Origin of the sequence: Nitrospira sp., assembly GCA_016788885.1 — a bacterium.
In the GTDB taxonomy this organism is placed as follows: domain Bacteria; phylum Nitrospirota; class Nitrospiria; order Nitrospirales; family Nitrospiraceae; genus Nitrospira_A.
The window spans coordinates 113920-125913 of record JAEURX010000036.1 but is presented as its reverse complement, the minus strand read 5'-3'; the positions used below and the strand labels follow the sequence as shown (position 1 = coordinate 125913).

The window sequence follows — 11994 nt, the reverse complement described above, 5'->3', positions numbered from 1 at the left end:
CCCGTGATCTCTACGTCACGTTCCGGCATGGCGATATTCTCCTTCAGCTTCCCCTCATTTCCACGAAGACAACTGAGACCTCGAATGTCAGGCGGCGGCCTGGCCGCTTCCACTGGAGCGAATGGGAGTGGACCGCGCCAGCCTTGAACACGTAGAATGCGCCTCTTCGGTTCACGCATTCATCTCCATCAGAGGGCGTAGGGACGGCGGACCGAATCAACAGAGCCATGATCAGGAAGGGATCGTCATGAGTGTGAAATGTGGAATCGTCGGGCTGCCGAATGTGGGCAAGTCCACCCTCTTTAATGCGCTGACCAAATCGGGGATTGCAGCCGAAAATTATCCGTTCTGCACGATCGAGCCGAATATCGGCATCGTCGAAGTGCCGGATGGGCGGATGCAGGCGCTGGCCGATATCGTCAAGCCGCAACGGATGCAGTACGCCACGACCGAGTTCGTGGATATCGCCGGGTTGGTGGCCGGAGCCTCGAAAGGGGAAGGGCTGGGCAACCAGTTTCTTGCGAACATTCGTGAAACCGACGGGATCGTGAACGTGGTCCGCTGTTTCGAAGACGACAATGTCGTGCATGTGGCCGGCAAGGTCGATCCGATTTCCGATATTGCGACCATCGTGACGGAGCTCGCGCTGGCCGACCTCACCACAGTCGAAAAGGCGCAAGAGCGGAATGTGAAACTTGTCCGCTCGGGAGACAAAGATGCGGCAAAGCTTGGCGATCTACTCATACAGGTGGCGGCTTGTCTGAATGAGGGCAAACCGGCGCGGACGATGAAGCTGGATCCGGCGCAGCGGGCCTTGTTGAAGCCGCTCTGCCTGCTGACGATGAAACCGGTGATGTACGTGGCCAATGTGTCGGAAAAGGGCTTCACCAACAATCCGCTGCTGACCCGCGTGGAAGAATTTGCCGCACGAGAAGGGGCGCCGGTGGTAGCGATTTGCGCGGCCCTGGAATCTGAAATCGCGGTGTTGTCAGACGAAGAAAAACAGGAGTTCCTGGCCGACATCGGGATGAAGGAGCCGGGGTTGAATCGCCTGATCCGCGCGGCCTATCAACTGCTCGGGCTTCAAACGTACTTTACGGCAGGCGTGAAAGAAGTGCGCGCCTGGACCATTCATATCGGCGACACCGCGCCACAGGCTGCCGGTGTGATTCATGGTGATTTTGAAAAGGGGTTTATTCGCGCGGAAGTGATCGGGTATGACGACTATATCGCCTGCAAGGGCGAGACGGGGGCGAAGGAAAAAGGCAAGATGCGGTTGGAAGGGAAGGAATACGTCGTCCGGGACGGCGATGTGATGCACTTCCGTTTCAACGTATAGCCCGGTGTGAAGACCATGTTCTGAGGCAGGAATGTTTGTCTGATTTGGAGACCGATGATGAACGAACAAGACACGCAGCGCGCCGTAGCAATTCTCAACCGGATCATGGAGCTGGAGTTGGCCGGGGTCGTGCGGTACACGCACTATGCGCTCATGATCTATGGGTACAACCGGATTCCGATCGTGTCGTGGCTGAAGGGCAATGCGGATGAGAGCCTGGCCCATGCGCACAAAGCCGGGGAACTGGTGACGTTGCTGGGCGGACATCCTTCGCTGAAAATCGGGACATTGCTGGAAACGGAACAACACGATGTCGGCGATATTCTGCGAGAGAGCCTGGAGCATGAGAAAGCGGCCGTGGCCTCCTATTACGAACTGCTGAAGCTGGCGGAGGGCAAGTCCGTCTTATTGGAAGAGTTTGCTCGAGAGATGATCGTGGGTGAGGAACTGCATCTCGATGAAGTGAATAAGATGCTGCGCAAATCGGGTGATGTGCAGGCCTTCCGTTCCTGATCACCGAATGGCTGGAAGGGTGGTTCGTCTGGGCGACCGGTCGGCTACCCCTTCCAGTCGCTTCTGCTGATCGCACCTCAATCGATCCTCCTGCCATCATGTTTGATGTCATCTTGTACCAACCGGAAATTCCTCCGAACACCGGCAACATCATCAGGCTCTGTGCCAATACCGGGGCTCGATTGCATCTCGTGAAGCCGCTGGGCTTTACGCTGGAAGACAAGCAACTCTTGCGGGCGGGGCTCGACTACCACGAATTCGCCACGCTCACGGTGCATGAAACCTGGGAGATCTGTCTCGAACGCTTCGCTGACCGGAGGCTGTTCGCCGTCTCCACCAAGGGCAGGCAGCGATACGATCTCGTGCGCTACGCTGAGGGGGATGTGTTTGTGTTCGGTCCGGAAAGCCGTGGCCTGCCGGCCGAGATTCTCGGGAGCGTCTGCGATCAGCAACGTATTCGCGTGCCGATGGTGTCCGGTAGCCGTAGCTTGAACTTGTCTAATTCGGTGGCGGTGGTGCTTTACGAAGCCTGGCGGCAGGTGGAATTCGGGCACGGTGTCTAAGAAATGTGGTGCAGGTCACTCCACTCCAAGTGCGGCGGCGATCAAGCTGAACAATTCATCCGGCATGACGGCTTCGCCGAATGCGCCTTCATGCACGGCTTGCTGCCGCCGCAATACTCGTTCCCGTTCATCGAAACTTCCGTGATAGAACACGACCGGTACAGTGAGGTGGCGTTTTCGTAATTGACGAAGTAGATGAATCCCTGCGCTTACCGTATCAAGATGAAGCTCCGGTCGTTGCCAGTCTGACAGCACCAAGTCGAACGGTTCTGGGTCTTTGTCCAGGCGTGCGAGCGCACCCTTTGTGCTGGTTACAGCTACGACCTCGATTTGGAGTTTGGCCAAAGCGGCGGTTTCAAATCGATTGTTGTCGGGACGGTCATCGACCCAGAGGATACGCTTTTGATTTGTAGCATTGATTAATGAGAGCGCATTTTGTTTGGCCTTGCCAGAATCAATATCGTGAGCCCCACGAGCTATAGCCGCCTCTGTAATCCGATCTGAGAATCCTGTGATGATTCGATCCACGATTGGGTCGGAACCGCGTTCCGAGAGACTCTGCGAGCCTGCTTTTGTGATAAGGCCGGTCGACCTGCCTGTTATGTCTCCCACAGATGTCTTCTGAATGGGAGTCGATAGGGCAACATGAATCGATCCAGCCTGAATCTTTCCTACGGTATTCCGGATACCTTTGGCGACATCCGTCCACGCTTCATCTCGATTGGGCCAAGACGTCACGGGTCGCAGGTCTGACGGCAAGCCTTGCAAGGCCGCGAAAGGTGCGTCGGTGATATCCACTGAGCGGAGCATAACTGGCACCACGCTCGCTTGTCCGTCTTGGTGGCGCTTCAAGGCTACCTCAAGTTCATATCCCCAGATGTAGTCGGAGTTAATGAAGTCTGCGCTGATCAGGAGTAACACAAGCTCTGCACTCTCTAGCTGGGTATCGATCTCTGTATCCCACTTCTGTCCCGGGACAATACGTCGGTCATGCCACGAGCGAATGACGTTGCGCCGTTCCATGATCTTCAGATGGCCGGCCAGTTCGTCTCGCAGTGATTCATCCTCGTGGGCATAGCTGTAGAATAAATTGACGGGTTCCATGTCTGTATTGCTCCACGATTAGACTTCTCAGACTAAGAAGGGATGCAGATGGTCTGTGCTCACGCTCTGCTTGGCGTACGTGGCCCCAACACGCTGGATGTCTCGGATGTGTTCAACCGAATCCATGGCCTGCACGGCCTCGGCCTGAATATTCACCACCCCTAGGGTTTTCAAGCCTGTTGGGCTCACGTCCGGATCATACCGAACATAAGTGAATTGTTTCGCACCGGTCCAATTTAAAGGGGTCGTGCCGGGAGCTAGCACCATGTCTCCAATTTCGCGATCGAGCGGCGCGCCAAAACGGCAATCACCCAACATGCGGCAGGCCATGTCCCAGCCGGCGCAGGCCGCATTCATGAGGGCACGCGGGACATTCTTCACGTGATCACCTAGCCAGAGGTCATCTGCTTGCAGATTGAGGCGCGCGTTGGCGGCACAGCCGGTTCCGACGGAAACTATTAAGAGCTTGTCCGTTCCCGTGGGCCAATTGAGTCGGTATGGGGCTGCCGTCGCCATCTGGAAAGCCAAGAATGCCGGGTTGTTGTACGTGGTCACGCCGCCGTCGACGAAGACGAACTGGTATTCGCTTGGCGTGCCTGGGGCGAACGTGACAACCTCAGGCGGGAAGAATGTGGGGGCTGCGGTGCTGGCGCGCACCAACTGCCAGAGCGGCAAGTTGAGATTGCAGTCCTTCCGATCGCGCTGGTTGTACTTGGCCTCAGGATGGTTCCAGATCGGCCAGGGCGAATCGGTGCTGTGGTTGCGTAATACCATCATGAGCAGAGTTCGCAAGCCCGCATCGCCGAGCGTGGCAGGGGGCGCGCCGTCGGGATACCCCAGCGCCCGGTTGAGTTCTGCGCGCAGTTTTGCAGCCAACGGCTCATCGTTGTAGCTATAACGAAGCCGCTTTAAGACGAATGCCTTGTCGAACATCTGCTCACCGCTGTCGACGTAAAACGCACGGATTTGTTCCATGGACATGCCGGCCGAAATGCTGGCGGCGATGATGGCGCCGGTGCTGGTCCCGCAGACGAAGTCGAACCAGTCAGCCAAGACGAGATCTGGTTTGGCGAGTTTCGCGCGAAGGTCTCCCTCCAGCTTGGCAAGAATTTCCACCGTCATTAGTCCGAGGATTCCCCCGCCGTCGCAGGCAAGGATTTTTTTGGGGCCGGTAGGCTGCAGGCCTGCCAGCAATTGCTCATTCATTTTGCCTCCTCGCGCTTGCAAGAATGAATAACCCCTGCTCGTCCTCTATTTATTTTCCGCATCCATGAGGGCGTCGGGTGCCGCTCTCACGCATCCGCCAAAATCGACAAGCCCGAGCACAGTGTCGGACTTGTTAGCGGAAAGGTTTCATCGTCTTAGTGCGTTCACTATCGTGACCGAACTGCCTCTTCGCTGCTGCGATTTGAGGCTTTGGTTTCAGAATAGGCTCTGCTGAATTCACCGCTCCGGTAGTGCATCCTAGAGCGTCCTGCTATCGATCCACGTCACCTGTCCCGTCCTCCGCTTCACTTCTTCATACATGTGCGCGGTGCCCCCAGGTCCGTCGCCGCCTCCGCCGTCCCACAGGCAGATGAATCGCACCTTGTTGATCCCATAGGACAGGGCGGTGTAGAGCAGCCACAGATTGCAGCGTTCGAACGGATTCACGCCGTCGGGTAGAGGCCCGAGTTCGTCCGGCATGATGCGAGGCTCGTTTTCAAGGTTGGCCTTGAGTGAATAAAATCGATCCCGCCATTTTGCGCCATCGACAGAAGGCAGGATCGAGCGCTGGATGAATTCCGGCTCCGGGAGCGGCAGCAAGAGTTGCACCCGCACGTTTCGTTGTCGACAGGCCTCCAGAAATAACAAGTCCCCGCCGCTGGCGCCTTGGGCCAAGGCGAGGTCTTCAGGTCCGGCGCCCAGTTGATCTAATGCTTCGGCGATTTTCGTGGCCGCGACCGACTCTTTCTCCGCTGGAAAACGCTTGTTAGGGCGATCTGGCGCGTCGATCATGTGACCGCTGAACAGCAACACCTGGCCTGGCTGCCAATGGTCTTCAGGCCGTCTGAGCTTTTGCAATGCGCGGTCGAAGGTGGCGATGGCGGCATCGACGTTTTCCGGACGGAAGCCCAGGTCTTTGAGCAGTTGCAGCTGGAGGCGACTGGAATTGAGCGCAAACCAATCTCTATCATTTTTCGCAATGGCTTCCTTATAGGCGGCTTGTGCCGACTCCGGCGTACCGACCAGCACCTCCAGATCGCCCAAGGTCATGTGGGACCAGAAGCGCTGTTCTTCGTTCAGCTCGGACTCAGCGGCAAATCGGACAGCCCCGGCCATGGTATCCATTTCACCGTCGTAGCGCGGATCGTTGATAGTAAGGTGGCGATAGAGGTGCATCAAGGTCAGCGCGTTGATGCCTGAATAGTAATGACCGGGGTTACTGCGATAGGCGGTCGCATAGCTGTCGATGGCGCCACGCAGGAGGGCATCTTCGTAGGCCGCTTCTTCTTGCATCTGCTTCGGGCTGCTGCCGGGGCGACGCCAGGCGGCGATCCAGGCATCCTTATCGACTCGACCGAGCAAGGCCCAGGTTTCGGGGTCTCGCGGATAGAGCTCCAAGGTTTTTTGGTAGTGTGCGCGCGCACGGTCCGATGAATGGCCAGACCGACCGGCCACAGCCAGGCGTTGCAGGCAGATACCCAACTCGCGCAAACCTGTAGGATGGTGCGGTTCGACCGCCAAGCCTCGTTCGAGCTGTTCCAACGCAAAGCCGAATCGTTCGGCTTTACGCAACGTTTCTCCAGCTTTGATCCACGCTTCGGCGCGAAACGCCGCGATCGGCGCCTCATCCGCCAGGACCAACACGTCACCGATCTGTCCGGCTTTTCTCGCCAGCGTGATGCGGTCTTCCCATGCCTCATGTTGTTGCCAGAATTCCTGCACGTTACCGATGCGGAGCGACTTCCAGTCCGGCTCCTGGAGATTTGGCATGAGTTGATAGACGGGGCTTATCTTGCGGCCATGCCACGATTCCCTCGTGGCCCTGATGATAGTGGTTAGGTTTTTTTGGTCCTGTTCCACTGTCGCGGGATCTGGTCCTTGGTTCTTAATGCTGTAGCGGAGTTTGCGATCCGTGTAGAGATCGAACGCAGTCGTCACTCGCCCACCGCAGATCAGGACAACGCAGCGGGCTCGTAGGGCATGACGCACGCCTAATTCATACCAGACATTGGGATTGTCCAACGTGAGGTCGGCCACCACGAGGTCGGCGATTAGGAGCTCTTGGAACATGTCGGTGCGAATGTCGCCGGCACGTATTTCCTGGTCGGCCCGGAAGGGTTCGAGGTCAGCTGCTTCCAGAGCAGGTTTGATCAGCTCTGCATAGACCCGGTTGAAATCGATCTCGTTTCCTTCACGGTCTGTTTTCACGCCGAACGGCATGGCGACAAAGGCGTGTGGTTTCATGCAAGTCTCCGATGGAGATCGCAAGACCTGGCCCATTTAAGTGTCGCGTACGAAACCCTGCTTACCATGGAGATGCTTGAGGCGCATCATACTCCGTTTCCCATGCTCTGAACATTGTGAGGTGTGCCCGATGCGGTATACTTCGAGCCCACCGTACCTGAGTCAAAAAGCGCGAATCATAATGCGCAGCCGAGGCTCTGGATCAAATAATCAGCAGCAAATGCTATACCGGAAACGAAGTGAGCGGTCTTTAGTTATTTTGTGCGAGGATGTGAAATACCTGCATTTTTGAGAAAGAGGCGCAAAACGAAATGTCGTATCTGAAGAGCTGAGCGCTGTTATCTAAAGTGATACAGCAACCCTTTTTCAACTCACTGCCAGCGGCCGGAACTTTCCATTCAATGATGCGATCAAATCTCGAGCACCAGCCCGATTTCAACTACCTGTTCGGACGGCAGATGGAAGTACGAACTGGCGCGCTGGGTATTGCGCGACAGCACCACAAACAGTTGCTCCCGCCAGATCGCCATGCCCGGCTTCGGGGTCGCTAAAAACGTAATCCGGCTGAGGAAGAACGTGGTGTCTTGTACCGGCAGCGCATGGCCATGCGTGGCAAGCTGCGTCAGGACGCGCGGAATGTCAGGCGTTTCCATGAAGCCGCATCGGGCGACCACTTGAAATAGCTGTTCTTGGATTGGCGTGATCTCCAGCGGCGCCCCTGCCGGAACAAACGGGACATGTTCGGTGCGCACAGTGAGCACATACACGTACTCGTGCAATGTCTTGTTGTGCCGGACATTCTGTAGCAGGGCCGGCGGGGTGATGTCCGGTTGTTGTGAGAGAAACACGGCGCGACCTGCGGTCCGGCATTCCACCTTTGATAGAACATCGCTGACAAATTGGCGCAGCGGAGGAAACTGCACACGGAGGTGTTCGGCGACGATGGCACGACCTCGTGCCCAGGTGCTCATCACGGTGAAAATCGCCGCGCCGAGCAGCAATGGAAACCATCCGCCATGCGGGATCTTTTGAGCGTTCGCGAGAAAAAACGCGAGGTCGATGAAGAGGAATACCCCCACGGCCATGACCGCCGGCGGCGCGCTCCACCCCAAGTGATGCCGGGTCACGCGGTACATGAGCAAGGTTGTAATGATCATAGAGCCTGAGACTGCAATGCCATAGGCCGCAGCCAGGTTGGTGGAGGAGCCGAAGGAAAGAATCAGCCCGACCGTGCCGACAAACATCAGGCAGTTCAGGAGGGCGAAATAGATTTGCCCATGCTGCTCCGCGGAGGTGTGCGTAATCCGGAGCGGCGGAAGATAACCGAGTTGCACCGCTTGTAGGGTTAATGAAAAGGCGCCGGACAACATGGCTTGAGACGCGATGATGGTGGCCAAGGTCGCCAGCGCTATCAACGGATAGAGCATCCACTCCGGAGCCAGATGATAAAAGGGGTTGGCGAGAGCCGCCGGGTTCCGCATCAGGAGCGCGCCCTGGCCGAAGTACTGCAGCAGCAGAGCCGGCAGGGCCACGGCGAACCAGCCGACTTGTATCGGGCGACGTCCGAAATGGCCCATGTCCGCGTAGAGCGCCTCAGCCCCTGTGAGAACCAGAAACACACTGCCCAGTACTAAGAAGCCGATGCCTGCATGGTGATTCAGAAATCCGGCGGCATACAGGGGATTGACTGCGAGCAACACCGCGGGAGTTTGGATTACACTGTGCAGACCCAGTAGGGCCAGCGCGACGAACCAGACCAGCATGATGGGACCGAAAATACTCCCCAATTTCCCGGAGCCATGGCGTTGGATGGTGAAGAGCAGCGCGACCAGTCCGACCGTGACGGGTAAGACGTATGGCGTTAACACATCGGTCGCCAGTGTGAGCCCCTCTACGGCGCTGAGGACGGAAATAGCCGGTGTGATGATGCCATCGCTGTACAGAAAGGCGACGCCCACTAACCCCAGCGAGACGACCAGGCTCAGCCCTTTGCGGAGGTTCACTGGATGAGATCGCTGGCTGAGCGCCATGAGTGCCAGCATGCCGCCTTCGCCGTCATTGTCGGCCTTCATCACGAACAGAAGATACTTCATCGTGACGACGAGCACGAGCGACCAGACGATCAAGGAGAGGATACCCAGCACGTTGTCAGGCGTGACCGATAGGCCGTGTGATTCATGAAAACACTCGCGCAGAGCATACAGAGGACTGGTGCCGATGTCCCCGTAGACTACCCCCATGGCGGCTACGGTAAGGGATGCGGAAGCCGGAGGATTGTCCAGGTGTTTCGGCATGCATGAGCCACCCGGTGCCGAGGATCGGTCTGTAAGGTGGCTGTCCGGTGGCGAGGGCGACTATAGCATGTTCAAAGGAGAATGTCGGCGCGCTCAGCGCGTCGATAGGATCACGGATGGTCTCTAGCGACCGGCAGGGGGCGTGATCAAGCCTGGAAGTTCTTCGAATCTTCTGCTAAGTTCCGACGGTTCAACGCAAAGGGTATCGCCATCGCGCCGCCCGAAGTCGTCCACTTCATCTGACAAGAAAGCCTCTGCGACCGGTTGGATGTCATCCGGCCACGCCTCGCTTTCGGAAAGCCTGTTAGACGCCCATGACTGCCTCCACGACGCCGACCATTTCAGCCGAAGCCCAGCAACGTATCGTCAATCTGCTCGCACAAGAAATCGGCGTCACCTCACCGCAAGTATCGGCCGCGGTGACGCTGCTCGACGGCGGAGCGACGGTGCCCTTCATTGCGCGGTATCGCAAGGAGGCCACCAATAATCTGGACGACACGCATCTGCGTACATTGGAAGAACGGCTTCTGTATCTGCGTGAGCTGGAAGAGCGGCGGCAGACGATTCTGGCCTCGATCGAGGAACAGGGCAAACTGACGGATGAACTGCGTCGCGCAATCGAACAGGCAGCGACGAAACAGGCGGTGGAGGATATTTATCTGCCGTTCAAGCCTAAACGCCGCACCAAGGCGCAGATTGCGCGCGAGGCTGGACTGGAGCCGCTGGCCGACGCGCTGTTGGCCGATCCGACACTCGACCCCGAACAGGAGGCCGTCAAATATGTGAGGGTGGTGGCCGCGGCGGAAGGTGTCGAGGCCGTCAATGTACCCGATGCAAAGGCGGCCTTAGAAGGTGCCCGCGATATCCTGGTCGAGCGTTTTGCCGAAACTGCCGATTTGCTCGCCGCACTGCGCGCCAAATTGTGGAACGAAGGAATCGTCACGTCAACGGTCCTCCCCGGGAAAGAAACGGCGGAAGAAGAGAAGTTTCGCGACTATTATGCTTATTCGGAAACGATTCGCACGATTCCCTCGCATCGCGCCCTGGCGATGTTCCGTGGCCGTACGCTAGGTGTGCTGAAATTGGACCTTGGTCTGGGGGAGACGCTTGATGCTCAGGTGCCGCATCCCTGCGCCGCGCTCATTGCCGCTCACTTCGGTATTGAAAACCGCGGACGGCGCGCCGACAAATGGCTCAACGATGTCTGTTACTGGGCCTGGCGAGTGAAGGTGCATCTGCATCTGAGCACCGAGTTGCTGCTGCAGGTGCGCGAGGCGGCCGAAGCGGAGGCGATCAAGATTTTCGGTCGCAATCTTCATGAACTTCTGCTTGCCGCACCGGCCGGTCCGAAAGCGGTGCTGGGCCTCGACCCGGGTATTCGCACCGGCTGCAAAGTGGCCGTGGTAGACGCCACAGGCAAACTCCTCGAGACCACCACGATCTATCCGCACCAACCTCGCAATGACTGGCAGGGAGCGCTTGCCACCCTCGTAGACCTGGTCATCCGGCATGGAGTGGAATTGATGTCGATCGGTAATGGCACAGCGAGTCGTGAGACGGACAAGCTGGCCGTGGAAGTCATCAAATTGGTGGCCGAACGGAAGCCTGAACAGAAAGTGGCAAAAATCGTCGTGAGCGAAGCGGGAGCTTCTGTTTACTCAGCCTCGGCATTCGCGGCCGCGGAGTTTCCGACCCTGGATGTCAGTTTGCGCGGTGCTGTGTCGATTGCGCGCCGATTGCAGGATCCGCTGGCCGAGTTGGTCAAGATCGACCCTAAATCCATCGGGGTAGGACAGTATCAACATGACGTGAACCAGCGGGCGCTGGCGCGATCGCTTGACGCGACCGTCGAAGATTGTGTGAATGCGGTCGGGGTGGATGTGAACACCGCGTCGGCGCCGCTCCTGGCACGAGTGTCCGGATTGAATCGAGTGCTGGCGCAAAACATCGTGGAGTATCGAGATGCGCATGGCCCGTTCCCCAATCGCATGATGATTCGTAAGGTTCCGCGCTTGGGCGAGAAGACCTTCGAGCAGGCCGCCGGATTCTTGCGTGTCAATAACGGCGACAATCCATTGGACCGTTCCGCCGTCCATCCGGAAGCCTATCCGGTGGTCGAGCGTATGCTGGCACATTTGAATAAAGGAATGGCCGAAGTCATGGGGAAACCGGCTGTGTTGAAAGAGCTCTCACCGGCGGACTTTACCAACGAGACATTCGGCTTACCCACGGTGCGGGATATTCTTGCGGAATTGGAAAAGCCAGGCCGCGACCCTCGTCCGGAATTCAAGACAGCGACCTTCCGCGAAGGCGTGGAGTCGTTGGCCGACTTGCAGCCTGGAATGGTGCTCGAAGGCGTGGTGACCAATGTTGCGGCGTTCGGAGCCTTCGTCGATATCGGCGTGCACCAGGACGGCCTCGTGCATGTGTCGGCGTTGGCCAATAAGTTCGTGAAGGATCCGCATGAAGTCGTGAAGCCGGGGCAGATCGTCAAAGTGAAGGTGTTGTCCGTCGATGTGGCCCGACAGCGTATTTCGCTGACCATGCGCATGGATGATGGGGCTGAGGTTGCCGGACAACCTGCCATGCGTGCAGGAGCGGCGCGCCAGACAGGGGATCGCCGTCCTGGGGATGCCTCGCGGCCTGCTTCCCGTGAGCCTCAACCGACCAGCGCCTTTGCCTTGGCCATGGCCCGCGCCCAGCAGAAAAAATGACGGTCGCCGTCTACCAG

General features: G+C 57.8%; 8 protein-coding genes. 4 read left to right on the top strand and 4 right to left on the bottom strand.

What is annotated here, in order from left to right:
- Window positions 1–247: 247 nt before the first annotated feature.
- From ychF to trmL, 3 genes are all read left to right on the top strand, one after another.
- Window positions 248–1339 carry a redox-regulated ATPase YchF gene (gene ychF / locus JNL86_09330; protein MBL8043105.1) on the top strand — a complete coding sequence of 364 codons (1092 nt, stop codon included), beginning with the start codon at window positions 248–250 and terminating at the stop codon, window positions 1337–1339.
- A gap of 57 nt (window positions 1340–1396) precedes the next feature.
- On the top strand, window positions 1397–1852 hold the full coding sequence (locus tag JNL86_09325) for a bacterioferritin (GenBank protein MBL8043104.1): 456 nt from the start codon (window positions 1397–1399) through the stop codon (window positions 1850–1852).
- A gap of 98 nt (window positions 1853–1950) precedes the next feature.
- On the top strand, window positions 1951–2415 hold the full coding sequence (trmL, locus tag JNL86_09320) for a tRNA (uridine(34)/cytosine(34)/5-carboxymethylaminomethyluridine(34)-2'-O)-methyltransferase TrmL (protein MBL8043103.1): 465 nt from the start codon (window positions 1951–1953) through the stop codon (window positions 2413–2415).
- A gap of 15 nt (window positions 2416–2430) precedes the next feature.
- Here the strand turns inward: trmL and JNL86_09315 are convergent, their stop codons facing one another.
- The 4 genes from JNL86_09315 to JNL86_09300 form a co-directional block, all read right to left on the bottom strand.
- Window positions 2431–3519 carry a TIR domain-containing protein gene (locus tag JNL86_09315; protein ID MBL8043102.1) on the bottom strand — a complete coding sequence of 363 codons (1089 nt, stop codon included), beginning with the start codon at window positions 3517–3519 and terminating at the stop codon, window positions 2431–2433.
- 27 nt (window positions 3520–3546) lie between these two features.
- Window positions 3547–4725 carry a patatin-like phospholipase family protein gene (locus tag JNL86_09310; GenBank protein MBL8043101.1) on the bottom strand — a complete coding sequence of 393 codons (1179 nt, stop codon included), beginning with the start codon at window positions 4723–4725 and terminating at the stop codon, window positions 3547–3549.
- A 258-nt stretch (window positions 4726–4983) separates the two neighbouring features.
- Window positions 4984–6969 carry a hypothetical protein gene (locus JNL86_09305; protein ID MBL8043100.1) on the bottom strand — a complete coding sequence of 662 codons (1986 nt, stop codon included), beginning with the start codon at window positions 6967–6969 and terminating at the stop codon, window positions 4984–4986.
- A gap of 410 nt (window positions 6970–7379) precedes the next feature.
- Window positions 7380–9263 (bottom strand): potassium transporter Kup, encoded by a 1884-nt coding sequence (locus tag JNL86_09300; protein MBL8043099.1) that lies wholly within the window; start codon window positions 9261–9263, stop codon window positions 7380–7382.
- A 314-nt stretch (window positions 9264–9577) separates the two neighbouring features.
- On the opposite strand from JNL86_09300, the gene JNL86_09295 reads away from it, so the two are divergent.
- Window positions 9578–11977, top strand: a complete 2400-nt coding sequence (locus JNL86_09295) for an RNA-binding transcriptional accessory protein (GenBank protein ID MBL8043098.1) — start codon at window positions 9578–9580, stop codon at window positions 11975–11977.
- The last annotated feature ends 17 nt before the right edge of the window (window positions 11978–11994 follow it).